The sequence below is a fragment of the Herbiconiux aconitum genome (assembly GCF_024979235.1).
GTDB classification, from domain to species: domain Bacteria; phylum Actinomycetota; class Actinomycetes; order Actinomycetales; family Microbacteriaceae; genus Herbiconiux; species Herbiconiux aconitum.
This window is the reverse complement of record NZ_JANLCM010000001.1, coordinates 904,256-929,393: the sequence shown is the minus strand read 5'-3', so window position 1 is coordinate 929,393 and position 25,138 is coordinate 904,256. Positions and strand designations below refer to the sequence as shown.

The window sequence follows — 25,138 nt, the reverse complement described above, 5'->3', positions numbered from 1 at the left end:
ATTCATGACTGACGACAAGAACGGTCGCCCCGGAGACGATTCCGAGGGCCCCGAGGAGCCGATCATCCGCGACAAGCGGCGCATCGACCCCGAGACCGGTCAGGTTCGTCAGCCTGCTGCGGAGTCGGGGGCGCCTGAGGGCGCTCCCGACTCGGGCTTCATCCAGGCTGAAGGACCGGATGTGGAGACCACGTTGACCGATGCCGATCTCTCGTTCCTCTCGGGCCAGACGTCGGCCGACGAACTGGCTGCGGAGCGGCTCGCCGATCTGCAGCGTGTGACCGCGGAGTACGCCAACTACCGCAAGCGCACCGAGGCCAACCGCGAGATCGAGCGCGAGCGCGCGGTCGGCGAGGTCGTGAAGGTGTTGCTTCCGGTGCTCGACGACCTCGACCGGGCCGAGAAGCACGGCGACCTCACCGAGGGCGGCCCCTTCGCGGCCATCGCGACGAAGCTGCGCTCCAACGTCGAGCGGGTGGGCCTCAAGCCTTTCGCCGCAGCGGGCGAGGAGTTCGACCCGCAGGTGCATGAGGCGATCTTCCAGCAGCCGAGCGCCGACGTCGAGACGCCCACGATCGCTGACGTGGTCGAATCCGGGTATTACCTCGGGTCAACGCTGCTACGCGCCGCGAAGGTCGTAGTGGCGGTGCCCAATGGCTAGCCAGGACTGGTTCGACAAAGACTTCTACAAGGTGCTCGGGGTGTCGAAAGAGATCTCCGACGCCGATCTCAAGAAGGCTTATCGCAAACTGGCCCGGCAGTACCATCCCGACTCGAACCAGGGCGACGCCAAAGCCGAGGCCCGGTTCAAGGAGATCAGCGAGGCCTACTCGGTGCTCTCCGACACCGAGCAGCGCAAAGAGTACGACCAGATCCGCGCCATGGGCTCCGGCGCTCGCTTCACGGCGGGCGGCGGAGGCCAGGGCGGTGGTTTCGAAGACGTCTTCGGCGGCATGTTCGGCCAGGGCGGCGGCGGTGCTCGCGGTCAGAGCTACAGCTACCAGCAGGCTCCGGGCGGCTTCGACGACATTCTGGGCGGTATGTTCGGGCGCGGCGGCGGTGGGGGCTTCGGCGCCTACGGCCCCACTCGAGGCCGGGATGTCACGGCGCGCACCACGATCGACTTCATCACCGCGGTCAAGGGCGACACCATCAAGCTGCAGACAGCGGATGGCAAGCCGATCACGGTGAAGATCCCGGCCGGCGTGGCCGACCAGCAGAAGATCAAGCTGCGCGGCAAGGGCGAACCTTCGCCCGACGGCGGCGAGCCCGGCGACATCGTGCTCACGGTATCGGTGCGCAAGCATCCGGTGTTCGAGCGCGACGGACTGAATCTCCGCGTCAACGTGCCCGTCACGTTCGTGGAGGCGACGCTCGGAGCCACCATCGAGGTGCCGACGCTCGGTGGGCCTCCGGTGAAGTTGAAGGTCGCCGCCGGCACTCCGTCGGGCCGTGTGCTGCGCGTCAAGGGGCGCGGCGTGGAGTCCTCCAAGGGCAAGGGCGACCTGCTCGCGGTGGTGCAGGTGGCGGTGCCGAGTCATCTCTCGGCGGCGCAACGCGAGGCCCTCGAAGCGTTCCACTCCGTGGAACCCGCCGAGAACCCCCGCACCGAGCTCCTCGCCAAGGCGCGGGAGTAAGCAGTACTGGCCGCCAACCGTCCCAACCCTGAGTGATGGGGCGGTTGGCGGAAAGAGTTCGAGAGAAGGGAGCGAGACATGAGCGACGTGGATGAGAACTCGCCCCTTTTCGCGATCGCGGTCGCCGCCGAACTCGCGGGGATGCACCCGCAGACCCTGCGGCAATACGACCGGCTGGGGCTCGTGAGCCCCACGCGCACGGCCGGCAAGTCGCGCCGCTATTCGATGCGCAACGTCATGCAGTTGCGCGAGGTCGCCCGCCTCTCGTCGGAGGGTGTGTCGCTCGAGGGAATCGCGCGCATCCTGCAGCTCGAGGATCAGGTCGTCGAACTCGGCGCCCGCGTGCGCGAACTCGAATCGGCTCTGGCCGACGAGTTGCTCAACCGGCCGGGTCGCCGCGTCTTCGCCGCCGGCGTGGAGGGCGAGGTCATCTCGCTGAAGCACGGCACCCGCACCCAGCGCCGCACCGAACTCGTGATCTGGCAGCCCGACCGGCCCGAGTGAGCCGCGGCACCGCGTACGGTTGACGCGTGACAGAGTTCTCCTTCGACGCCCTGCGGCGCGCGCCCGACATCGAAGCCGACAACCTGTTCGCGGTCGACGCGAGCGACCGCCTCATCCTCGACGAAGCGGCGGCCGCCCTCGACGACACCGTCGGGCATCCCGGCACGGTCGCGGTGATCGGCGACAACTACGGCGCCCTCACACTCGGTGCCGCCGCAGTGCTCGACCTGCACGGCATCCGGGTGCACCAAGACGCCCGGTCGAGCGAGCTCGCGCTCGCCGCCAACGCCCGGCGGGTCGTCGACGTCGACCTCACCGGCCGCTACACCAACCACCCCCTCGGCCGCGAGCTGCTCGAGGGGGCCACCGTCGTGCTCGTGCAGCTGCCCCGCAGCCTCGCCGCGCTCGACGACATCGCCCGCGCCATCGCCGGCTACGCCGATCCGTCGGTCGTGGTGTACGCCGGCGGCCGTGTGAAGCACATGACGCCGGCGATGAACGAGGTGCTCAGTGCCTCGTTCGACGACGTGAGCGCCTCGCTCGCTCGCCAGAAGTCGCGCGTTCTGGTCGCGCGGCGCCCCCGCGACGGGGTCGGCGTGGCACTGCACCGGCGCGAATTCCACGCCGACCTCGATCTCTGGGTCTGCGCATCCGGCAACGCCTTCGCCGGCACGAAGATCGACATCGGCACGCGCCTGCTGATCGATCATCTCGGTGAGATGGCACCGGATGCGCACACGGCGATCGACCTCGGCTGCGGCACCGGCGTGCTCGCCGCCCTGCTGGCGCGCGACCGGGGCGAGCGCGGGTTGCGGGTCATCGCCACCGATCAGTCGGAGGCCGCCGTCGACTCAGCGCGGGAGACAATGCAAGCCAACGGCCTCGCCGACCGCGTCGACGTGGTGCGCGACGACGCCCTCGGCGACTTCGACGACAACAGTGCCGACCTCATCGTTCTGAATCCGCCCTTCCACGTCGGATCGACGGTGCACGCGGGCATCGCGCTGAAGTTGTTCGAGGCCGCGGGCCGGGTGCTCCGGCCCGGCGGCGAGCTCTGGACCGTGTTCAACTCGCACCTCTCCTACCGCGCGGCGCTGCAGCGGGCGGTCGGGCCGACCCGTCAGGTCGACCGCAATCCGAAGTTCACCGTGATGGTGTCGACCGGGCGCTGAGGCATACACGTCGAGTCTCCGCGGCGAGCCCGGTCGCCGGCCTCAGTTCGAGATCGACGGAACTCGCAGCCCGCGCACGGCGACCGTGCGCCGGGTCACCATCTCGGCCGATATCAGCACCGCGGCCACCCCGATGATGGCCGTGCCGATGACGGCGACCGGGATCATCGTGTCGGGCTCCAGGCGCGGGATGAGATCCATCGGCTCGGCCAGCCCGATCAGCATGAAGAACGCGGTGGCGTAGAGCACGGTGCGGATGCGCCACAGCCGGTCAACCCCGATGAGGGCGAGCAGGGTGAGCATCCACAACCCGTACCACGGGTGGATGACGGGAGACGCGATCACGATCACGGCGAAGCAACTGCCGAGCAGCCACAAGGGATCAGCGCGCCGCTTCGTGACGAGCAGGTAGACGGCGGCCGCGCATCCCGCAGCCAGCAGCACCATCTTCACGGCCACCTGCGCGGCGTCGCCCGATAGCCCGAGCCCGTTCGCGAGGCCGCCGATGCTGATGCCGAGGATGTTCGCGGGGGCATACCACGACGAGATCGTGACCGGGGTGGCGAGCGCGCCGATCCAGCCGACGCCGACGCCGATGCCCCAGCCCAGAAGCACCACACCGCCGATGCCGACGGCGGCCACCGCGCTCCACCGGCGGATGATCGCGGCCCAGCCGACATTCGAACCGGCCCAGATCAGGCCGATGATCGGCAGGGCGATGAGCGCGATCGGTTTGACGCCGATGGCGAGTGCCACGAAGACCGTGCCGAGGAGCGGGCGGTCTTTCAGCGCATAGTAGACACCCGCGACGATGAAGCCGAGCATCAGGGAGTCGTTGTGGCCGGCCACCACGAAGTTCATGAGCACGAGCGGGCTGGCGGCCACGATCCAGAGCACGCCGGCCTGGTTGAGCCCTCGGAGCCGCGCGATCCGCCAGGCGTAGAACGCCAGCATCGCGAGGCCCACGACGGCCAGGAAGCGGAAGGCGCCGATCGCGACCTCGGGAGGAAGAGCATCCGTCGACATCACGACGATCTTCTCGAGCCAGACGAAGACCGGTCCGTAGGGGGTCTGGGTGTCGGCCCAGAGCGGGTCGACACCGAGGCCGAACCAGCCGGGGAGGTCGGCCATGCCGGTGGTGTAGGGGTTGAGACCTGCCGCCATCAGCCGGCCTTGGCCGACATAGGCGAACATGTCGCGGCTGAACAGGGGGAGGGTGAACAGGAGCGGGATGCTCCACGCGGTCGCCGCGATCGCGACCTCGCGAACCTGCATCGAGGTGCGGCTCGCATCCGATTCGCGCGGTGCTTCCGCCGACGCCGGAAGGGTGCTGCCGCGCGAGGACCGTCGTTCGAGCAGGGAGACGCCGAGGGACACCCAGGCGGCGAGCAGCAGCAACGCGCCGACCACGACGAGCAGTCCGCTCAGGGTGGCCGCGCCGCGTGAGTTGCGCAGCAATTCGAACACGGCCCAGCTCCGGAGCACAGACGCTGGTCCGAGCCAGCCGACGCCCAACGACCCGATGGCGATGCTCACGGAACCGATGACTCCGAGCAGCAGACGCACGCGTGGAGAAAGGACATGCACGATTACGTCTTATCACGCCGAGTTGAATGGCTGTCGTACCAGTGGTGCGAGAACGGCCGTTCTGCTAAACTTGAGCCACGTCAACTCAACTTTGAAGGGGAAGTCTCGAGAATGGCCAATCAGCCCAATCAGAACGGCGAGGAGCAGAAGAGCGCCCTCGAGCAGTACGGCGTGAACCTCACCGAGATCGCGGCGAGCGGCAAACTCGACCCTGTGATCGGGCGTGACGCCGAGATCCGGCGGGTCAGCCAGGTGCTGACGCGGCGCACCAAGAACAATCCCGTGCTCATCGGCGAGCCCGGCGTCGGCAAGACTGCCGTGGTCGAGGGTCTCGCCCAGCGGATCGTGGCGGGAGACGTCGCTGAGTCGCTGAAGGGCAAGCAGCTCGTCTCGCTCGACCTGGCGGCGCTGGTTGCGGGGGCGAAGTACCGCGGCGAGTTCGAAGAGCGGCTGAAGGCGGTGCTGAAGGAGATCAACGACGCCGACGGCCAGATCATCACGTTCATCGACGAGCTGCACACCCTGATGGGCGCGGGCGGCGGTGAGGGTTCAGTGGCGGCATCCAACATGCTGAAGCCCATGCTCGCCCGCGGTGAACTGCGGCTGATCGGGGCGACGACGCTCGACGAGTACCGCGAGTTCGTGGAGAAGGATGCCGCGATGGAGCGACGTTTCCAGCAGGTGTTCGTGGGGGAGCCGTCGGTCGAAGACACGGTCGCTATTCTGCGCGGGCTCAAGGAGCGCTACGAGGCGCACCACAAGGTGGCCATCGCCGACTCGGCGCTGATCGCCGCCGCATCGCTGTCGAACCGGTACATCCCGGGTCGACAGCTGCCCGACAAAGCGATCGACCTGATCGACGAGGCCGCGTCTCGGCTCCGGATGGAGATCGACTCGGCGCCCGTCGAGATCGACGAGCTGCGGCGCGGCGTCGACCGCCTCCGTCTGGAGGAGTTGGCGCTGAAGAAGGAGAAGGACGACGCCTCCAAGGAGCGCCTCGCCGCGCTGCGCGAGACTCTTCGCACGCGCACGGCGACTCTGGCCGAGTTGCAGGAGCGCTGGGATCGCGAGCGCGCCGCCCTCAACCGCGTGGGCGAACTGAAGGAGAAGCTCGACCGGGCACGCATGCAGGCCGAGCGCGCGCAGCGTGAGGGCGACCTCGAGCGGGCCTCCCGGCTGCTCTACGGCGAGATCCCGGTGCTCGAGCGCACGCTGGCCGAGGCCGAGCGCGACGAGGAGTCGGAGGAGCAGGGCGAACGGATGGTCAACGACCAGGTCACGAGCGACGACATCGCCGCCGTGATCGCCGCCTGGACCGGCATCCCGCTTGCCCGGCTCACCCAGGGAGAGACCGAGAAGCTGCTGAACCTCGAGGCAGAGCTCGGAAAGCGGCTGATCGGCCAGAAGCGGGCCGTGCACGCGGTGGCGGATGCGGTGCGCCGCTCGCGCGCGGGCATCGCCGACGCGGATCGGCCCACCGGGTCGTTCCTCTTCCTCGGCCCGACCGGCGTGGGCAAGACCGAGCTCGCGAAGGCGCTCGCGGAGTTCCTGTTCGACGACGAGAAGGCGCTGGTGCGCATCGACATGTCGGAGTACGGCGAGAAGCACTCGGTGGCCCGGCTGCTCGGTGCCCCTCCCGGCTACATCGGCTATGAGCAGGGTGGTCAGCTCACCGAGGCGGTGCGGCGGCGGCCCTACTCGGTGATCCTCCTCGACGAGGTCGAGAAAGCGCACTCGGAGGTCTTCGACGTGCTGCTGCAGGTGCTCGACGACGGGCGGCTGACCGACGGGCAGGGTCGCACGGTCGACTTCCGCAATACCATCCTCATCCTCACGTCGAACCTCGGGTCGCAGTTCTTGGTCGACCCGACGTTGTCGCTGGACGAGAAGGAGGCGGCCGTGCAGGGCATGGTTCGCCAGGCCTTCAAGCCCGAGTTCGTGAACCGGCTCGACGACATCGTGATTTTCCAGACCCTCACCGAAGAAGATCTGGCCCAGATCGTCTCGCTCTACGTCGACCGCCTCTCGCGCCGCCTCGCGCAGCGGCGTCTGATGCTCGCGGTGACACCGGATGCGCGCACCTGGCTTGCTGAGCGCGGCTACGACCCGATCTACGGTGCGCGGCCGCTGCGGCGCCTGATGCAGCACGAGATCGACGACCAACTCGCGACCGCCCTGCTCTCGGGTGCCGTGCGCGACGGCGACACGGTGCGTGTCGATGTGGCGCCCGACGGTGACGGGTTGACGGTGGGGGCGGCGTAGCGACTCTTGAGTAGAAAGTACTCGCGCTGCCCACGGGGGTGTGACGTGCAGTCTTGAAATCGCCGATCGTCGGCGGTGAGAGAGGTTCGTCATGCGGCATCCGCGTTTCATTGTCGGCGTCTGCGCTTTCGGGGCGGTGCTCGCCATCGTCGCCGGAGTGCCCTTCGGTGCGGGGTCGATCGCACATGCGTCCTCTCCTGAAGCCGTCATCGAACCGCTGAATGCGGGATCGAGGGTGGCGGAGTTCGATTCGACGGGCGCAAATCCCATCGACGTGGTCGCGGGCGCCGATGGTTCGGTCTGGGTCGCCCTTTTCACGTCGAAGAAGGTCGTGCAACTCGACAAGGCGGGAAATCCGATGCGTTCCGTCGCGCTCGCGGAGTCGCCTTCGAGCCTTGCCACAGACGGAGCCGGAGGCGTGTGGGCGACCGAACTGAGCGGCAACGCGATCGCTCATGTGACCGCTGCGGCGACACCGGCAGAGTTTCTCATCCCGACGCCCTTCTCCTATCCGGCCTCGGTCTACGACAGCGGAGATCTCGTCTTCTTCGCCGAATCCACGAAGCACCTCGGCCGGTTGAACGAACTCACCGGGCACATCGACGAACTCGCCTTCACCGGGACCACCTCACCGGTGGTGGTGACTGGCATCGGCAACCAGGTATGGGTCGTCGACGACAGGGGCGATACCTGGGCGCTCGACCAGAACGGTGAGAACCCGGTGGCCGTCAACCTGCGAGGAGTGAAAGACCTCCAACTCACCGGTCTTGACGCAGGAACCGTTCGAGGGCTCACGACGACGAACGAGGGTGTCTTCGAATTCTCCCGATCGGCGACAGACCTGCAGAGCGCGAGGGTCGTCGGTGATCGGACGGAGATCACCGGGGTCGCCGCGCTGAACGGCGCCACATGGTTCGCCGACGCCGGGACGAACACGATCGGCTGGGTCACGGCGTCGGAGCAGGCGGAGTACGCGGTACCGAAAGCAGACAGCGGATTGTCCGGCATGACGGTCACCGAGGGGCGCTACATCTGGTCCGCCGAACGGTGGTCGGGCAAAGTGGTTCGGATCGACACCCAGGCTCCGGATGTCGAACGTGTCGGCGGCGCGGATCGGTACGAGCTCGCCGCCAACATCTCCAAGGCGAGTGACTACAGCGGGGGCGACAACACCGTCTTCGTGGTCAGCGGCGAGACCTTTGCTGATGCGTTGAGCGCGGGGCCGATCGCCGCTGCGCACACGGCGCCCGTGTTGTTGACCGCCCGAGCGACCTTGCCCGGAAGCACCAAGAGCGAGCTCATGCGGTTGACTCCGCGGCGGGTGATCATCGTCGCTGGGCCGGCGTCGGTGTCGTAGGCGGTGCTGGATTCGATCAAGGCCGCCGTGCCTGCGGCGACCGTCGAGCGGGTCGAGGGCGCAGACCGATACGCCGTCTCTCGTGCCCTGCTCATCGGTGATCTTGCCCGAGACGACTCTCCGACCCTTTACGTCGCGAACGGTGGCAACTTCCCCGATGCGCTGTCGAGCACGGCGGCGGCCACACACCTCGATTCCGCGACGTTGCTGGTCAACGGATCGGCCGCGAGTCTGTCGGCCGCGGAGATGGCGATAATCGGCAGGTTCGCGGGCGCGGGCAAGTCGGTGAAGATCGCGGGCGGGCCCAATTCGGTCAGCACAGGCATCGAGACGCAGATCCGAACCGTAGCCACCGTGCAGCGCCTCGGCGGTGCAGACCGCTACGAGGTCTCGCAAGCGATCGTGCGCGACGCGTTCACCGGGCCCACGTCGCGGTTGGTCTACCTGGCCAGTGGCGCGACGTTCCCCGATGCTCTGGCCGGTGGTGTCGGTGCCGGGCTGAACGACGCGCCGGTGCTCCTCGTGCATCCCGACTGCGTGCCTCAGCCTGTGGTCGACCTGATCGCGGGCGGCACCACCCGGAAGGTCACCCTCTACGGGGGGCCGCTCACCCTGAACGGCGAGGTCGAGAAGCTGACGGCCTGCCGCTGAGCGCGAATTGTTTTCTTGCTCAGCGCTGGCCTGCGCGGCGCAGCGCACGCCGGTGCGGGTCAGCGGACGCCGGCTCGGTGCTTGCGGATGCGGGAGAACGCGAACCAGGCGACTGCGGCCACCACGGCGGCGATGACGACCCACTGCAGGATGCCCGCGTACTCTTCCACGACGTGCCACTGCTCGCCGAGGAAGTAGCCCGCGAGAATCAACGTGGTGTTCCAGATGAGGCTCCCGGCCACTGTCAACAGCCCGAACTTCAGGAGTGGCATCCGTTCGATGCCGGCTGGGATCGAGATGAAGCTGCGGAAGATGGGCACCAATCGGCCGAAGAAAATCGCCTTGCTTCCGTGTCGGGTGAACCAGTCTTCGGTGCGGTCGACGTCTTGCACGTCGACGAGTGGAATGCGGCGGGCCAGTCGGCGCATCCGGTCTCGGCCGAGCCAGGCGCCCAAGCCGTAGAGAGTGAACGCGCCGAGGAGTGACCCGAGCGTGGTGAACACGATGGCGGCCACGAGGTCGAGTTCGCCCCGGCTGGCGGTGAATCCGGCGAGCGGCAGGATCACTTCGCTCGGGATCGGCGGAAACAGGTTCTCGGCGAAGACCGCGAGACCGGCGCCAGCGGCACCGAACGTCTCCATCAGGCCCACCACCCAGTCGCCGACCGCCCCCAAACCACTTCCGCCGCCGCTTTCGCGCGTGCCGACACTGACGCTCACCCCTGCGCTCATGCCCCCACGCTACGGATGCCGCCTGAGCCGCCCCTGAGCGTTCGCGCGCGCCCGAATCGCCAAAACACGCCGCTACCCCAGCGACCATTCCGTCGGATTCTGGCGATTCGGTGCGGAGTAGCGTTGGCGTGTGGATGCGGAGCAGCAAGCGGGAGCCGTGGTCGAAGCGCTCGCGGCGGTCGCCGACGCGGGGGATGCCGAGTTCCTGGGCGGGTTCTTCAAGACCGGGCCGGGGCAGTACGGCGAGGGCGACGTGTTCATCGGAGTGCGCGTGCCCGCGACCCGAAAGGTGGCGAAGGCCTTCCCGGGCATCGATCCGGCGGCCATCGACATCCTGCTCGACAGCCCCGTGCACGAGCACCGGCTGGCCGCGCTCTTTCTGCTGCGCGCCCGCTTCGACCGGGCCCGCGCATCCCGCACGGCCGATCCGTCGATCGAAGCCGCCGCCGTCGAGCAGTATCTCGCGGCCGTGCGACGCGGGCGGGTCAACAACTGGGATCTCGTCGACTCCTCGGCCGACCAGATCCTCGGCCAGTGGCTGCTCGACAAACCACGCGACCTGCTCTTCGAGTTCGTGCGCAGCGACGTGCTCTGGGAACGACGGGTGGGAGTGCTCGCGACCTTCGCGTTCATCCGGGGCGGCGACGCCTCGACCACGCTCCAGATCGCACCCCTCCTGCTCGACGATCGGCACGACCTGATGCACAAGGCGGTGGGCTGGATGCTCCGCGAGGTCGGCAAACGCGTCGATCGGTTGCTGCTCACCGGCTTTCTCGACGAGTACGCCGCACGCATGCCGCGCACCATGCTCAGCTACGCCTGCGAGCACCTCACCCCGGAGGAGCGGGCGCAGTACCGAGCGCTCCGCTGACCCCTTCCGCACAGAGGCTGAGGAGGAGGTCAGCCCCGCGGCTCAGACCTTCGGCGCCGGCTCCTCGACCTCGATCGCGACGGCCCAGGCGACCGTTCCGGCCAGCAGGCACAGCGCCCCGAAACCGGCGCAGAGTCCGCCCGCGACCGAGAGAACGCCCGCGGTCGCGAATCCCTCGTGGGCCGGGTCGGCGGCGAACACCGACGCCACGGCCCCGAGCACGATGGCCACGATGCCGAGGCCGAAGAGCCAGTGGCGGAGTTCGATTCGATGCTCCATTGCATCTCCTTCGTTCAGGTGTCACGAATTCTACGACGACCTGACGCCCAAGACAGCCCTACGACCGCACCAGCCGCGCGATCGCATCCGACGCCTCTTTGAGCTTCGCCTGCGCGACATCGCCGCCCTCGGCCACTGCCTCGACGACGCAGTGGTTGAGGTGGTCGTTCAGCAGTCCGAGCGCCACGGATTCGAGGGCGCTCGTCATCGCCGAGACCTGCGTCAGGATGTCGATGCAGTACTTCTCGTCGGCCACCATGTTCTGCAGGCCCCGCGCCTGGCCTTCGATGCGGCGCAAACGTTTGAGGTAGTCGTCCTTGTTCGTGATGTAGCCGTGCGAGGCGTGCTCGTGCTCGGCGGGCGCGTGGTCGCCGGGGGGTGCATCCGTTTCCATCGTCATGCTCCGATTCTCGCCGGTCGCAGATCGAGCCGGCGCAGCAATTGTGCGTTCGCGGCCACGATGATCGTGGACAGCGACATCAGGACGGCTCCCACTGCCATCGGCAGCACGAATCCGATCGGCGCGAGCACGCCCGCGGCGAGCGGCACCGAAATGAGGTTGTAGCCGGCCGCCCACCACAGGTTCTGCGTCATCTTGCGGTAGCTGGCCTTCGAGAGGGTGATGACCGAGAGCACGGAGCGCGGGTCGTCGCTGGCGAGGATGACCCCGGCCGAGGCGATGGCGACATCCGTTCCCGCTCCGATGGCGATGCCGACGTCGGCCCGCGCGAGCGCGGGGGCGTCGTTCACGCCGTCGCCCACCATCGCGACCTTGCGGCCCTCGGCCTGCAGTTCGGCGACCTTGGCGGACTTGTCGCCGGGCTTGACGCCCGCGAAGATGCGAGTGATGCCGAGTTCGGCGGCGACCGCGCGGGCCACCGGTTCGGCGTCGCCCGTGATCATGACGACCTCGATGCCGCGTGCTCGCAGGCCCGCGACGGCCTCGCGGGACTCGGGGCGGATCTCGTCGGCCAGGGCGATGAGTCCGATGACCTCGTGATCGCGCAGCACGTGCAGCACGGTCTGGCCCTCGTGTGCGCCGTTCGAACTCGCAAACGTGCGGCCATCCGAGGCGCTCTGGGCGCCGGAGGCGTTCACGTTTGCGGTTTCGAACGCGATCTCGGCAGCACCGTGCTGCTCCAGCAGGGCCGGTCCGCCGACGTGGATCGTCACACCATCGACGACAGCCGAGACACCGACCGCCGTGGAGGCCTGGAAACCGGTGGCGACGGGCACGACGAGTTCGCGCATCCGTGCCGCCTGCACGATCGCCCGGGCCAGCGGATGCTCGCTGTCGGCCTCGGCGGATGCGGCCAGTGCCAGCACCTCGGCCTCGTCGTGACCCGGTGCCGCGACGATCGTCGTGACCGCCGGCTCGCCCTTCGTGAGGGTTCCGGTCTTGTCGAAGAGCACGGTGTCGACGGTGCGCATGGTCTCGAGGGCGAGCCGGTCTTTCACGAGGATGCCCGCCTTCGCGGCGCGCTCGGTGGCGATGGAGACGACGAGCGGGATGGCGAGGCCGAGTGCGTGCGGGCAGGCGATGACGAGAACCGTGATGGTGCGGATGACGGCGTCGTCGGGGCTGCCGACGAGGGTCCAGACGATGGCGGTGATGACGGCGGCGCCGAGCGCGAACCAGAACAGCCAGCCGGCCGCGGTGTCGGCGATGCGCTGGGCGCGCGAGCTCGAGTTCTGCGCTTCGGCCACCAGACGCTGGATGCCGGCAAGCGCGGTGTCGTCGCCGACGGCGGAGATACGGATGCGCAGGGCGGTGTCGGTGGCGACGGTGCCGGCCACGACGTGGTCACCGGGGCCGCGGGAGACGGGGCGCGACTCGCCCGTGATCATCGACTCGTCGACATCCGCGGTGCCCTCGATCACGTCGCCGTCGGCGGGAACGAGGCCGCCGGGGCGCACGATGACGAGGTCGCCGATCGTGAGGTCGGCGGGCGCGACCTTGCTGACGGTGCCGTCGGCGTCGAGGCGTTCGGCCTCGTCGGGGAGCAGGGCGGCGAGCGAGTCGAGGGCCGAGGTGGTTTGGGCGAGGGAGCGCATCTCGATCCAGTGGCCCAGCAGCATGATCACGATGAGGAGGGCGAGCTCCCACCAGAACTCGAGCTGCTCGTCGAGGAGGCCGAGCGTCGCGCCCCAGGAGGCGAGGAAACCGACCGTGATGGCCAGAGCGATGAGCAGCATCATGCCGGGCTTGCGGGCGCGGAGCTCGGCGACGCCGCCGGAAAGGAAGGGGCGGCCGCCGAGCACGAAGAGCACGGTGCCGAGCACGGGGGAGATCCAGGTGGTCCAGCCCTCTTCGGGGATCTGGTAGCCGAGGATCATCGAGAACGTCGAGCTGAAGAACACCGTCGGCAGGGCGACGACGAGCATCACCCAGAAGAGCCGGCGGAACTGGCCGACGTGGTCGCCGTGGCCGCTGTGGCCGGAGTGGTCGTGACCCGCGTGCCCGCCGTGGCCGGCGTGTGCGTCGTGGCCGGCGTGGGCGTCGTGGCCGGCGTGGGCGCCGTGGCCCGCGTGGGCGTCGTGATCGGCGTGTGCGTCGTGGCCGGCGTGTGCGTCGTGGCCGGCGTGACCGGCGTGCCCCGCGTGCGCGTCGTGGTCGTGCCCGGCATCGGTCGTGGTGGCGTGCGGCTGCTCATCCCTGGTGCTCATGGCGCCAAGTTATACCCCCTAGGGGTATTAAGCAACCCGAGTTCGCTCCGAGCGAGAGGGAATCCGGTTCGATCTCGGTGGAGATGGCTCCCGGGCTCGAACCGGGCCCGATGGTACCGTGAGCGCGTGTCAGCTTCTGATCCGGCGACTCCCGACGAATCGCGTGCTGCAGCAGCGGCATCCGGAGCGGCAGCCGGCGAAGCCAGACGCGCGGCACGCCGCACCGACGCCGGCTCCCGGGCGACGGGCGTCATCGTCGTGGGCATGAGCATCGCGATCTGGTGGCCGGCCTTCACGCTCGGCGCGTGGGGTGACTTCTTCTTCGATCAGATGCTCACGGTGTGGGCCGCGTCGGTCGGCGCGTTGATCGTGGTGCTCATCCAGCCCCGCGGAAAGCCGCGGGTGGGGCGCGCGATCGCCCTGCTCATCCCGAGTCTCTGGCTGGCGCTCTCGTTCCTCACGGCCGACGCCGACCCCGACGACCTGGTTGTGGCACTCGTCGCCGTGCTCGGAGCGTTGGTGGCGATCCTCGCGGTTCCGGCAACGATCTGGGTGCTGGCGCGCATCATCTGGCCCGAGTTCGCCGAAGACATCTCGTGGCGCCGCCGTCTGGCCGTGATCGGTGCGGTGCTGCTGATCGCGGTCGCCTCGTTCTTCTTGGGCGCGAATCAGTCGAAGTTCCTCACCTGCGGCGACTTCACCATCAGCGGCAACTCCGAGCCGCCGGGCTGCACTCCGGGCGATCCGCAGTAGCGGGCGGCTCATTGATCTGCGGCAACTACAATCGGCTGCGTGAACAACGAGCACACCCGACTCTCCCGACGATTTCTCGGCACGCTGATCGTGGTGGTGTTCGGGGCTCTCGGTGCCCTCGCCTCGCTGGTCTTCCTCTATCCGGCCCACTCGGAGGCGACCGGGATCGTGCTCGACGTGACGCTCGCCATCAGCCTCGCGGTGTTCGTGGGGGCGGGGATCTTCGCCATCGTGACCTCCCGACGCATCACCGCGCTGAATCGGGCCAGCAGACCGAGGCGCTGAGTGGCGGGCCGCCGGGCGGCTCAGCCGGCCGAGACCACGGACAGCTCCGCCCGCAGGGCTGCGGCGAACGCATCGATGTCGGCCTCCGTCGTGTCGAAGGCGCACATCCACCGCACCTCGCCCGTGGCCGGGTTCCAGTCGTAGAACCGGAACGACTCACGTAAGCGGTCGGCCACCCCGGGCGGCACGATCGCGAACACCGCGTTCGACTGGGTCTGCTGCGTGAGCTGCACACCCTCGAGATCCGCCACCGCGGAACGCAACCGCTGCGCCATCGCGTTGGCGTGCGACGCCGAGCGCAACCACAGGTCGCCTCCGTAGAGCGCGATCAGCTGCGCCGACACGAACCGCATCTTCGACGCCAGCTGCATGTCGAGCTTGCGCAAGAAGGTGATTCCGGTGGCGGCAGCAGGATTCAGCACCACCACCGCCTCGCCGTAGAGCAACCCGTTCTTCGTGCCGCCGAGCGAGACCACGTCGACCCCGGCATCCGTCGTGAATGCCCGAAGGGGCAGCCCGAGCGAAGCCGCCGCGTTCGAGATGCGTGAGCCGTCGAGGTGGAGGGTCATTCCTCGCGCGTGCACGTGATCGGCGATCGCTGCGATCTCGTCGGCGGTGTACGCCGTGCCGAGCTCGGTGGTCTGCGTGATCGACACGGCGAGCGGCTGCGCGCGGTGCTCGTCGCCCCAGCCCCAGGCCTCGAGGTCGATGAGATCGGGGGTGAGCTTGCCGTCGGGTGTCGGCACGGTGAGGAGCTTGAGACCGGCGACCCGTTCCGGCGCGGCGTTCTCGTCGGTATGGATGTGGGCCGTCGTCGAGCACACCACAGCGCCCCAGCGCGGCAGCATCGACTGCAGGCCGATGACGTTCGCCCCGGTGCCGTTGAACACCGGGAACGCCTCCGCCTGCGCACCGAAGTGATTCCGCGCCACCTTCTGCAGCTCGGCCGTGTAGACGTCCTCGCCGTAGGCGATCTGGTGACCGCCATTGGCCGCAGCGAGCGCCTCCAGCACCTCGGGGTGCACCCCGGCGTAGTTGTCGGAGGCGAAGCCGCGCAGCTCGCGGTCGTGCAGGGGGAATTCAGCGGGAGTCTCGATCACCGCACAAGTCTCTCAAACCCCGCCCGCGCATCCGCTGACCGCGAGGGCGACGCGCCCGGCCCGACAGCGGAAGGTGCCCGCCTCCTACGCAATTGCTTCTTCCGCGCTACGTACCGGTACGCCCGACGTGCTCCGACGCGCTCCGGCGTCGATACATTCGCGACATGAGCAAACAGTTGAACCCTGAGGACGTGGCCGCTCACGCGCGGGAACTGGTCGGCGAATCGACCATCCCTGACCTCGAGCTGCTCTGCAGTCTCACGGTCACCGGCAACAACGAAGCGATCGCCGAAGAAGACTTCACCGACGCGCAACGCCTGCATCGCGAGGCGTACGGATCAGCGATCGAAGGCGGCTGGTCGAAGAGCCAGCTGCGCGCCCTGGGCATTCGAACGCCCAGCAGGCCGGTGCGATTCACGATCGTCGAACCTGGAGCGTCCGGGTCCTCAGCGATCCACGCGGTCGGCTGACACCCGGGCGAGTTCCGATCGTCCGCGAATTCCGAGCTTTTCGTACACGCGCTGCAGATGGGTCTCCACGGTTCTTACGGACAAGACGAGCCGGGCCGCGATATCTCGGTTGGAGAGCCCATTCGCGGCCAACGTCGCGATCTCGTTCTCACGCTCGGAGAGACGGTCTACCTTGACGTCGAGTGTCAGCGGGAGATGTTCGACGCCGCAGGCCGTCATCTGCTCGCCCAGTCGGCGTGTTGATGCGGCCGCCTCGCGCGGTGATTCGGTGGCGGCATGAAGGTGTGAGGCGTGCGCGAATGCTTCGGCGGCGATCATGTGCACTTCGATCGAGGCCGCGGCTTCGCCGATCTGGTCGAGCTCGTCGGCGAGGAGTCGGGTATCGGGCAGGTCGCCGGGAGACAGGGCTTCCAGGTGGGCGAGGGCTCGGGTGTAGCGAACGATCAGCCCGGCGTACTCGCCTTCCACGACGTCGGCAAGAGCATCCATACGAGTCGAAGCGGTCGCCGCCGATCGCACCCGCGCGGCATCGCCAAGTGCATGCAGGCTCGCCAAATAGAAGCCTTGGGCACCGAAAGTGTCTGCTGATTGAAGGAAGGCGGCAGCTGCTTGGGCGTGATGCCCGGCCGCGGCGGCGACCCACCCTTCCGCGTGCAGGAGTTTCCCGAAGCCCTGCCCGGGTGGCGGGGCGGGGGTGCCCTTCAGCACGTCGGCGGCGGCCGATGCGTCGCCTGCGAACGCGAGCGCTATAGCAAGATCGCTGCGTGCCGTGCGCCAGGTGCCGCCCGACAGGCCAAGATGCTCCATCATCTCGACGGCCAGCTGGAGCTCGTTGACGGCTTCGGGCGCACGCCCAGCGAAGATGAGCAATGTGCCCAGCGCCCACCTGCAGAGCGCCTGGGCTGCCGGTCGGCCGTACGCCGTGGCGGCATCACGGAACTGCTCGACCACGGCGACCGACTCCGAGATACGGCCGCGGAAGACGTTCACGTTGGCGCGGAGCACGTGGACGGAGGAGGTGTCTGCCCCGGTCGTGCTCAAGGCCGCTTCCGCGGCATCGAGTGACCTGCTCGCCACGCTGAGGCGGCCGGTGAGGAATGCGGCGGTAGCCACCACCAGTTGTGCCTGGCCCAGGGTCTCGCCGGTGAACTCTGCGAGAGCGGGTTCGACCAGGTGGGCGGCGCCGATGGTATCTCCCAGGGTGAAGAGCATGAAGCCTTTGAGGGCGTCGAGCCGGGGGCTCGGCACACCGAGGAGAGTGCCGGCGCTGAGTTCCAGGTCGGTCAAGATCTCCGGATCGGATGCGCGGTGAAGAACCTGCTGCGTCATGGCCCTCAGAGCTTCGCTGAACTGCTCGTCTCCCTCGGCTTCGGCGACCAGTCGGCGCAGTCTGTCCAGTGCGTCATCGGCTCGGCCGTTCTGGGCTTCGATAGCAGCCAAGGTCATGCCCGCCTCGAAGCCACCGTTCTGCTCGACGGCCGCGCTGGCCAATCGAAGCGAGAGAAGCGCGTCGGGGTAGCGCAATGACGTCGTCGCCGCCCTGGTCAGGGTTTCCGGCTCGATCGTGAGGCCCAGTGCGAGACTGTGCCGCGCGTAAGCGACGAGCTCGCCGGCACTCAGCTCCGCCGGCGCCACTCGACCGAGAACAGCTGTAGCCGCCGACGTCAACCGGCGCCGACGCAGCGCGGCGACGGTCTGCTGCAGGAGGAGCTCGACGAGACCGTCACGGAACCGCAACCGGGGCCCGCTCGCCTCCTCGAGGATCTCGAACACACCCGCCTCTTCGAACCGCTCGAGTTCCGCGACCGCGTCTCCTTCCAGCTGGAGTTCTGTTACGAGCTCGATCGCGGACTTCCAGGACAGCTCCGGAGTCAACGCGACGGTGTCAAGCAGCGTCGCCGCGAGCATCGAGCCTTCGGCCGCCCCGGCATGAGTCTGCAGCAGATGCCGCACCATCTCACTCGGCTGCGGCGGGGCGACCAGCCCCCAAACACCGTTGCGTTTGGCGAGTGCCCCGGTGGATTGCGCCTCCACCAGGGCGAGGCGGAGCGCGGCGAGATCGGAGCCCCTTCGAGCGGGGATGAAGGTGCTTGCTGCGGCGGGATCGAGACGGCCGCCGAGAATGGTCTGAGCCACGCCGAGAAGTGCTTGTGGAGGGATGGGCCGTAGCTCGATTCGCACGAACGAGCCGGCCTGCCACAGCTGGACGATCGCCTCCGGGAGCGGCCGATGATAGGCCGATGTCACCACCGGCAGGATCTCGCCCGACGTGACGGCTTTGCTGAAGCGCTGCGCGCCCTCGTCGTCGAAAGCGAGTGGGCGATCTGCTACCCACAGCCGCGCTCGGGTGCTTTCGTCGAGTTGCATGATGAGGGCCGTGACGAAGGTGGTGCGGCCCGAGCCAGGCGGGCCTTCGAGGAGCACTCCGGTTCCCGAATGGAGAGCAGCACGCGCGGCCTGGAACTCCGCCGCGCGAAAATCGTCGGAGAAAGGTCGCTGATCGCTGATCGTGTGCCCCATGGTTCACCCCTCGGTTTGGGTGATGCCAGTGTGGTGCCAAAGCACGCCCGTGCACCAGATCCCGAGACGTGAGTCGGCGCCAGCTCCGTATTGAGTAGTGACTACTCATGGTTGGTGGGTGTACAAAGAGTCACCCGGCGCGGTCGTGTCAGCGTTCGGATCACCGTTGGGGGACGGGATGGACCAGGCAACGACTCACTCAGAGCGAGACAGCTCCACGGTCACCGAGACGTCGTTGCTGAGATCTCCGCAGCGCCCCCCTCGCGGGTACGTACCCACGCTCGCGCTCTCGCAGTTCGGCATGTACCTCGCGCTCATCGCGCCGACCATCGGTGGACTGTCGGTGAAGATCCAAGGGCTCGTGGGGCTCGAAGCAGCTCCCGGTCAGCTCGGTTTCGTCACCGGCATCGGGGCGCTGTTTGCTTTGGTGGTGCAGCCTCTCGCTGGGCGGCTGTCGGACCGCACAACGTCACGATTCGGTATGCGCCGCCCTTGGATCGCCGTCGGAGTCATCGGCATGGCACTCGCTCTCGTCGGCTGTGCCCTCGCTTCGAGCATCCCGTTGCTGCTGGTCGCCTGGTGCGCAGCTCAGTTGTTCGCGAACTTCGCCTTCGCAGCACAATCGGCCTCGATCGCCGATCAGGTTCCTGAACCCAAGCGAGGCGGAGTGTCGGGCATCATCGGCGCAGCCACCCCCCTCGGTGTCCTCGTGGGCGCCGTGCTCCTGGCGCTGCTGCCGAACGACGTCTTGCGCTTCACCGTCCCGGCCGTCATTGCGTTGATCGTCGGACTCCTCTTCGCCTTGGCCCTGAAGGATCGTGTGCGCGCGACCAAGCCTGCGGAGCCACTCAGCGTGCGGCAACTGCTGAGCTCGTTCGTCTTCGACCCTCGAAAGAATCCCGACTTCGGCTGGGCGTGGCTGAGCAAGCTCCTCATCCTTCTCGGTTACATGAGCATCTCGACCTACCTCACGCTCTATCTCGCATCCGCCTACGGCATGGAGATCGATGAGCAGCTCGCGTTCAACTCCCTCGCCAACGTCGTCGGTGTGAGCGCGCTGATCGTGTTCAGCGTGCTCGGCGGATTCCTCTCCGACCGGGTCGGACGCCGCAAGCCGTTCGTGGTCGCGTCGGGGCTGGTCATCGCAGTGGGCGTTGCGCTGATCGCCGGGTCGCCCGCGTTCGGCGCAGCCGGCCTCGGAACCATCCTGATCGGGGAGGCCATCCTGGGCGCCGGTGCCGGTTGCTTCTTCGCCGTCGACCAAGCCCTCTGCATTGCACTCCTTCCCGACCCGGAGCACACCGCCAAAGATCTCGGGGTTCTGAACATCGCCAACACCCTGCCCAGTTCGATCGCTCCGCTCCTCGGCGGCGTGCTCGTCATCCCGCTCGGAAACGCCCTCTTCGCCGGCGGCGGTTACACCCTCTGGTTCGCCGTTGCCACCATCATCGCGATCGTCGGCGCATTCCTGGTCTTGAGAATCCGAGGAGTTCGCTGAGCCTCGCTGCGATTCGGGAGGAGCTGCGTCTCACGAAGCCCGCACAGGGGGGTCGTCGCGCGCTGCTCCTCCCGAAACGGCGAGACAGAGCCGGACACGGCTCGAGACGCAGGACAACGGCCCCGCGTCTCGAGCTCAGCCCTTCAGCGCATCGCGGAGCTTCACCCGCGCGCCCGTACGGAGCAGCGAGTTCGCGTAGATGCGCGAACCGATCGCGATCACGATCACCGTGGTCAGGGCCAGGATCCCGAGCGACAGGAGCGGCTCCCACCACTGCGCGTCTCCCAGGAACAGTCTCAGCGGCATCCCGACCGGCGCCGAGAACGGCACGTACGACATGATCGCCATCACGGTCTCGTTCGAATTGAAGAAGATCACGAGGAAATAGGGGATCATCACGAGCATCGTGACGGGCGAGGTGACCGAACCCACGTCTTCCTGCCGCGACACCAGCGCAGCCGTGGCCGCGTAGAGCGCGGCCAGAAGCACGAAGCCGAACACGAAGAACACGATGAACCAGGCGATCGCGGGGCTCAGGGCGCCGAGCAGCGCCGACTGCCCCGTTATGGTGAGGCCGAGTGCCGAGATCACGGCGATCACAGCGATCTGCCCGAACGCCAGGATGCTGTTGCCGAGCACTTTGCCCGCCATCAGCTCGCGCGCGGTGATGGTGGAGAGCAGGATCTCCACCACGCGGGTCTGCTTCTCCTCCACCACGCTCTGCGCGATCGTGGCGCCGAAGGTGATGGCCGACATGAAGAACACGATGCCGAAGGCGATGCCGATGATGTAGGAGAGGAAGCCGTCGTCGGACGCATCCGGGTCGAGCAGCTGCACCTCGGGCGTGACGCTGAGCAAGGAGACGACGGATGCGGGCGCCTCGCTGAGCGCGACCACCTGGTAGTCGAGTGCGGGCTGGCCGGGTGGGGTGGAGGCATCCGTTGCTCCGTCGGCGCGCGGCACGATCGCGGCGTCGACCGTGCCGTCGCGCACCAGCTGCTCGGCCGCGTCGACGGATTCGGCCGACGACACGTCGAGCCCTTTCACACCGTCGACCACGGCCGAGGTGGCCGGCACCACCGCGACCTTCGGCGCCGAACTCGTGGCGCTGAGCAGGCCGCCGACGATGATCGACGCGAGGATCGCGAGCATCAGGATGCCCGTGGAGATCAGGAAGGCCTTGCTGCGCAGGCGCATGGTGATCTCTCGCCGCGCGACGAGCCAGGTGCTGCGGGCGGCGCTCTGCGGGAGGGCTCCGGTGGGACGGCGGCGCGCGGGGCGGCCGGCCGGTGCCGGTTGGGCCGGCGTGGTCTGGGTCTGTGTGCTCATTTCACGACCTCCGTGAAGATCTGGGAGAGGGTGGGGTGAACGGGGGCGAAGCGGGAGACGGGCCCGGTTTCGAGGGCGCGGCGCAGCACCGACTGCGCCGCATCCAGCCCCCCGTCGCCGCGCTCGACTTCGAAGAGGGCGTAGGCGCCGTCGAGGTCGACCACATCGACGCCCGGCATCTCGCGCACCCAGCCGGCGTCGCCGGAGCCGCTCACCTCGATCTCGAATCGTGGTTCGGAATGTGTCGAACGCAGATCTTCGCGGGACCCGCTGGCCCGGATGCTGCCGTCGGCGATCACCACGAGGTCGTCGCAGATGCGTTCGACGATGTCGAGCTGGTGCGAGGAGAAGAGCACGGGTGCGCCGCCGGCCGCGTGCTCCGCGAGCACCGCCTGCACGGTCTGCACGGCCATCGGGTCCAGTCCCGAGAACGGCTCGTCGAGCACGAGCACGCTCGGATCGTGCACCAGGGCGGCGGCGATCTGCGCTCGCTGCTGGTTGCCGAGCGAAAGGCTCTCGACCGTGGCGTTGGCGCGCTCGCCGAGGCCGAGGCGGTCGAGCAGGTGGGTGGTGCTCTTCGTTGCGGCGGCGTCGGACATCCCGTGCAGCCGGCCGAGGTAGACGATCTGCTCGGCGACCTTCATCTTGGGGTAGAGGCCGCGTTCTTCGGGCATGTAGCCGAAGAGGGCGCGATCGGCGGGGGTGAGCCGGGTGCCGTCGAGGGTGACCGATCCGGAATCGCTCGAAAGCACCCCGAGGATGATGCGCATCGTCGTGGTCTTGCCGGCGCCGTTGCCTCCGACGAACCCCGTCATGCGGCCGTCGCCCACCGTGAAGCTCACGTCGTGCAGCACTTTCCGGGCCCCGAAGGAGCGGGAGACGGCTTCTACTTCGAGCATCGTGCCTGCCTTTCGTCGTGTCGTGACTCCACGCTAGGCGGGCTCCGGATGACGCACATCACCCGTGTGGCGGGCGTCGCCTCCGTCGCGCGGGGGAGATCGTGGTCGGCCCGACTCGGCTGACAATCCGCCCATTCGGCAGGAATCCACGCCGCCAGGGCATACCCTTCGGATACCGAGCCACAGTGGCTCCGATGGAGGAATCACCATGGGCGAGAAGTCCGCAAAAAAAGCTGTTGCCAAACCCGCCGCACGCTCACTCAAGGAGAAGCGCGCCGACAAGAAGGCCAAGAGCGACAAGTTCGATCACTCGGCCGACGCGGTCACCAACGTCAAGAAGAAGTAGCGCCTCACACCCGGCCGGGCACGGTGACGCCGTTCTCGTAGGCGAACACGACCGCCTGGATGCGGTCGCGGAGCCCGAGCTTCTGCAGGATCTTCGAGACGTGCGTCTTCACCGTGGCCTCGCCGAGGTAGAGCGCCGCGGCGATCTCGGCGTTGGATCGCCCGGCCGCGAGAAGCTCGAGCACTTCGCGTTCGCGCTCGGTGAGTTCGGCGAGCTGCGGGGCCGGGATGATCTCGGCTGGCCCATCCGAGAGGGCCTGCCCGCCTTGCCGCCCGCTTCGCCGCGCGCTGAACCGCTCGATCACCCGCCGGGTGACATCGGGTGACAGCAGCGCGTCACCACGCGCGATGATCTGCACCGCCGCCACGAGCTCTTCGGGCGAGGAGTTCTTGAGAACGAACCCGCTCGCCCCGGCCTCGAGGGCCTCGAAGAGGTAGTCGTCTCGGTCGAAGGTGGTGAGCACGAGGATGCCCGCGGTCGTTCCGGCCGCCACGAGTTCGCGGGTGGCGGCGAGTCCGTCGAGGCCAGGCATCTGCACGTCCATGCACACCACGTCGGGTGCGAGGGCCGTGACGAGGTCGACGGCTTCGCGGCCGTCGCGCGCCTCGCCCACCACCTCGATGCCGTCTTCGGACTCCAGGATGATCCGAAGCCCCACGCGCACGAGATCCTGATCGTCGGCGAGCACGACGCGGATGCCGTCGGTCGGCACGTCTGTCATCAGCTCGCCCCGCCCACTACGGCAGACATCGGCGGCGAGGGCGCTGCCGGCGACGGCGCCAGGGGCAACCGGGCGCGCACGAGGAAGCCGCCGCGTGGCTTCGGCCCGATCTCGATCTCGCCGCCGACCGCCGCGGCGCGCTCGCGCATGCCGATGTGCCCGAGGCCCATCGTGGGGCCGGCCGATTCGGGCGATCTCACCGGGGCGGCGGACGCTCCACCCACCCCGGAGTCTGACACCTCGATCTCCACCACCTCGTCGAGGTAGCGCAGTCGCACATCCGCGGTGGCGCGGGGCCCGCCGTGCTTACGCACGTTGGTGAGCGCTTCCTGCGCAATGCGGTAGACGTTCAGCCCCACGACCGCGGGGACGGCCTGGGGTTCGCCGATGGCCGAGTAGGTGACGGGCAGCCCGGATGCGCGGGCTTCGCCGACGAGTTCGTCGAGCTGGGCGATTCCGCGGGTGCTGGCCGAGCGGCTCGCGTCGTCGGCCGGGGTGAGAGGGTCGTCGCCTTGCCGCAGTGCCCCGAGCATCCGGTGCAGTTCGTCGACCGCTTCGCGCGCGTTCGACTCGATCACCGAGAGCGACTCCACCACGCGCGGATCGGTTTCGGCCGCGCCCTCCTTCTTCGCGAGAACGCGCCGGGCTGCGCCCGCCTGCACCCCCATGACGGAGACGTGGTGGGCGACGACGTCGTGCAGCTCGCGGGCGATGCGCACCCGTTCGAGCGTCACGGCTTGCCGGCTCGAGACCTCGCGTTCTCGTTCGAGTTCGTGCGTGCGCTGCTCGAGGGCTTCGCGCTGGCGAGCCGCCGTCCACGCCGAGTTGCCGAAGACGTAGGCGGCCCCGAAGTAGAGCAGGTTCGTGATGATCGAGATGAGTCCGATGGCGAGGAACTGCGAGGGGAAGCCCTCGTGCGAGACGTCGGGGGCGAGTTCGGGGTGGAGCGCCTGGAAGATCAGTGCGCCGACGAGCCAGAGCAGCATCCCGATGACGATGACGACGCGCACGACCTTCGCGAGCATCCGGTTGCGCCCCCAGGCGCCGACGGAATAGAGGGCGAGAAACAGGCAGATGTTGCTGAACAGCACCTCCCAGACCGACGCGTACTGCCCGATCACGAAGGCGGCAGCCACGACGAGGGCCACCGGTTCGGGCCAGCGCCGCCTCACCGCCAGTGGTGCCGCGATCGCCACCGCCCAGATGAGCATGCCCCACCACGGCGCCGGCGTTCGGTCGGCCGCCTGCACGGAGAGCGCAGCACTCCCGAGCGCCGCCAACACGAGCGCCGCCGCGACGATGGTGTCGCGCCGGTACCCCGCCGGCCCGGGCCGCGGCCGCACCCAGTCGTCTGCAGTCGAACTCATGCCCTCAACGCTACAGACGCATGCCCGACCAGCCATCCCTCTCGCGGATGATCATTCCGTCGCAGGTGAGTCGAAAAGAGCAGTCGCCACTGATGCGGATTCGCCGGACCTCGCAGATGCGGGAAGCGGCCG

The 25,138-nt window shown here is 68.3% G+C and carries 24 protein-coding genes; 13 read left to right on the top strand and 11 right to left on the bottom strand.

Annotation, left to right across the window (positions count from 1 at the left end):
* Positions 1-4: 4 nt before the first annotated feature.
* From N1027_RS04175 to N1027_RS04160, 4 genes are all read left to right on the top strand, one after another.
* Complete coding sequence (locus tag N1027_RS04175; RefSeq protein WP_259505489.1) at positions 5-661, top strand: nucleotide exchange factor GrpE; 657 nt, start codon at positions 5-7, stop codon at positions 659-661.
* The gene (locus N1027_RS04170; RefSeq protein WP_259505487.1) at positions 654-1,637 is read left to right on the top strand and encodes a DnaJ C-terminal domain-containing protein; all 984 of its coding nucleotides are present in this window, start codon (positions 654-656) and stop codon (positions 1,635-1,637) included. Before N1027_RS04175 ends, N1027_RS04170 begins: the two co-directional genes overlap by 8 nt.
* A 78-nt stretch (positions 1,638-1,715) precedes the next feature.
* Complete coding sequence (locus N1027_RS04165) at positions 1,716-2,141, top strand: heat shock protein transcriptional repressor HspR (protein WP_259505485.1); 426 nt, start codon at positions 1,716-1,718, stop codon at positions 2,139-2,141.
* Between the two features lie 26 nt (positions 2,142-2,167).
* Positions 2,168-3,313, top strand: a complete 1,146-nt coding sequence (locus N1027_RS04160) for a class I SAM-dependent methyltransferase (protein WP_259505484.1) — start codon at positions 2,168-2,170, stop codon at positions 3,311-3,313.
* Between the two features lie 42 nt (positions 3,314-3,355).
* Here N1027_RS04160 and mptB read toward each other — a convergent pair whose 3' ends face one another.
* Entirely contained in the window at positions 3,356-4,900 is a 1,545-nt protein-coding gene (gene mptB, locus N1027_RS04155) for a polyprenol phosphomannose-dependent alpha 1,6 mannosyltransferase MptB (protein WP_259505483.1), read from the bottom strand.
* A gap of 111 nt (positions 4,901-5,011) precedes the next feature.
* Here mptB and N1027_RS04150 point away from each other — a divergent pair, with 111 nt between their 5' ends.
* From N1027_RS04150 to N1027_RS04140, 3 genes are all read left to right on the top strand, one after another.
* Entirely contained in the window at positions 5,012-7,162 is a 2,151-nt protein-coding gene (locus N1027_RS04150; protein ID WP_259505481.1) for an ATP-dependent Clp protease ATP-binding subunit, read from the top strand.
* A gap of 91 nt (positions 7,163-7,253) precedes the next feature.
* Entirely contained in the window at positions 7,254-8,519 is a 1,266-nt protein-coding gene (locus N1027_RS04145) for a cell wall-binding repeat-containing protein (protein ID WP_259505480.1), read from the top strand.
* A 3-nt stretch (positions 8,520-8,522) separates the two neighbouring features.
* Positions 8,523-9,170: a cell wall-binding repeat-containing protein gene (locus N1027_RS04140; RefSeq protein WP_259505478.1), complete on the top strand. Its 648-nt coding sequence runs from the start codon at positions 8,523-8,525 to the stop codon at positions 9,168-9,170.
* Positions 9,171-9,229: 59 nt separating this feature from the next.
* On the opposite strand, the gene N1027_RS04135 is transcribed toward N1027_RS04140, so the two are convergent.
* The gene (locus N1027_RS04135) at positions 9,230-9,901 is read right to left on the bottom strand and encodes a DedA family protein (protein ID WP_259505476.1); all 672 of its coding nucleotides are present in this window, start codon (positions 9,899-9,901) and stop codon (positions 9,230-9,232) included.
* Between the two features lie 130 nt (positions 9,902-10,031).
* Between N1027_RS04135 and N1027_RS04130 the strand changes: the two genes are divergently transcribed.
* Positions 10,032-10,772, top strand: a complete 741-nt coding sequence (locus N1027_RS04130) for a DNA alkylation repair protein (RefSeq protein WP_259505474.1) — start codon at positions 10,032-10,034, stop codon at positions 10,770-10,772.
* A 42-nt stretch (positions 10,773-10,814) separates the two neighbouring features.
* Here the strand turns inward: N1027_RS04130 and N1027_RS04125 are convergent, their stop codons facing one another.
* From N1027_RS04125 to N1027_RS04115, 3 genes are read right to left on the bottom strand one after another with little or no spacing between them, the layout of a single operon-like run.
* Positions 10,815-11,051, bottom strand: a complete 237-nt coding sequence (locus N1027_RS04125; protein ID WP_259505472.1) for a hypothetical protein — start codon at positions 11,049-11,051, stop codon at positions 10,815-10,817.
* A gap of 58 nt (positions 11,052-11,109) precedes the next feature.
* The gene (locus tag N1027_RS04120; RefSeq protein WP_259507899.1) at positions 11,110-11,445 is read right to left on the bottom strand and encodes a metal-sensitive transcriptional regulator; all 336 of its coding nucleotides are present in this window, start codon (positions 11,443-11,445) and stop codon (positions 11,110-11,112) included.
* Between the two features lie 2 nt (positions 11,446-11,447).
* A complete protein-coding gene (locus tag N1027_RS04115) occupies positions 11,448-13,718 on the bottom strand; it encodes a heavy metal translocating P-type ATPase (protein ID WP_259505471.1) in 2,271 nt (756 codons plus the stop codon).
* Between the two features lie 126 nt (positions 13,719-13,844).
* Here N1027_RS04115 and N1027_RS04110 point away from each other — a divergent pair, with 126 nt between their 5' ends.
* Together N1027_RS04110 and N1027_RS04105 are read left to right on the top strand one after the other, a co-directional pair.
* Complete coding sequence (locus N1027_RS04110; protein WP_259505469.1) at positions 13,845-14,471, top strand: hypothetical protein; 627 nt, start codon at positions 13,845-13,847, stop codon at positions 14,469-14,471.
* 39 nt (positions 14,472-14,510) lie between these two features.
* Positions 14,511-14,756: a hypothetical protein gene (locus tag N1027_RS04105; protein WP_259505467.1), complete on the top strand. Its 246-nt coding sequence runs from the start codon at positions 14,511-14,513 to the stop codon at positions 14,754-14,756.
* A gap of 20 nt (positions 14,757-14,776) precedes the next feature.
* Here the strand turns inward: N1027_RS04105 and N1027_RS04100 are convergent, their stop codons facing one another.
* Positions 14,777-15,856 carry a threonine aldolase family protein gene (locus tag N1027_RS04100; protein ID WP_259505465.1) on the bottom strand — a complete coding sequence of 360 codons (1,080 nt, stop codon included), beginning with the start codon at positions 15,854-15,856 and terminating at the stop codon, positions 14,777-14,779.
* A 164-nt stretch (positions 15,857-16,020) separates the two neighbouring features.
* Here N1027_RS04100 and N1027_RS04095 point away from each other — a divergent pair, with 164 nt between their 5' ends.
* Positions 16,021-16,326 (top strand): hypothetical protein, encoded by a 306-nt coding sequence (locus N1027_RS04095; RefSeq protein ID WP_259505464.1) that lies wholly within the window; start codon positions 16,021-16,023, stop codon positions 16,324-16,326.
* Here the strand turns inward: N1027_RS04095 and N1027_RS04090 are convergent.
* Entirely contained in the window at positions 16,303-18,279 is a 1,977-nt protein-coding gene (locus tag N1027_RS04090; RefSeq protein WP_259505462.1) for a helix-turn-helix transcriptional regulator, read from the bottom strand. The two genes, N1027_RS04095 and N1027_RS04090, sit on opposite strands and share 24 nt — an antisense overlap.
* A 745-nt stretch (positions 18,280-19,024) precedes the next feature.
* On the opposite strand from N1027_RS04090, the gene N1027_RS04085 reads away from it, so the two are divergent.
* Positions 19,025-20,344 carry an MFS transporter gene (locus tag N1027_RS04085; RefSeq protein ID WP_259505460.1) on the top strand — a complete coding sequence of 440 codons (1,320 nt, stop codon included), beginning with the start codon at positions 19,025-19,027 and terminating at the stop codon, positions 20,342-20,344.
* A gap of 135 nt (positions 20,345-20,479) precedes the next feature.
* Here N1027_RS04085 and N1027_RS04080 read toward each other — a convergent pair whose 3' ends face one another.
* Together N1027_RS04080 and N1027_RS04075 are read right to left on the bottom strand one after the other, a co-directional pair.
* Positions 20,480-21,673, bottom strand: coding sequence for an ABC transporter permease (locus N1027_RS04080; protein ID WP_372499671.1), 1,194 nt, complete (start codon positions 21,671-21,673; stop codon positions 20,480-20,482).
* Positions 21,670-22,572 (bottom strand): ABC transporter ATP-binding protein, encoded by a 903-nt coding sequence (locus tag N1027_RS04075; RefSeq protein ID WP_259505459.1) that lies wholly within the window; start codon positions 22,570-22,572, stop codon positions 21,670-21,672. The genes N1027_RS04080 and N1027_RS04075 overlap by 4 nt, the downstream gene beginning before the upstream one ends.
* 208 nt (positions 22,573-22,780) lie before the next feature.
* Here N1027_RS04075 and N1027_RS04070 point away from each other — a divergent pair, with 208 nt between their 5' ends.
* Positions 22,781-22,918, top strand: a complete 138-nt coding sequence (locus N1027_RS04070) for a hypothetical protein (protein ID WP_259505458.1) — start codon at positions 22,781-22,783, stop codon at positions 22,916-22,918.
* 4 nt (positions 22,919-22,922) lie between these two features.
* Here the strand turns inward: N1027_RS04070 and N1027_RS04065 are convergent, their stop codons facing one another.
* Positions 22,923-23,639, bottom strand: coding sequence for a response regulator (locus tag N1027_RS04065; protein WP_259505456.1), 717 nt, complete (start codon positions 23,637-23,639; stop codon positions 22,923-22,925).
* Positions 23,639-25,006 carry a sensor histidine kinase gene (locus N1027_RS04060; RefSeq protein WP_259505454.1) on the bottom strand — a complete coding sequence of 456 codons (1,368 nt, stop codon included), beginning with the start codon at positions 25,004-25,006 and terminating at the stop codon, positions 23,639-23,641. Before N1027_RS04060 ends, N1027_RS04065 begins: the two co-directional genes overlap by 1 nt.
* Positions 25,007-25,138 lie beyond the last annotated feature (132 nt).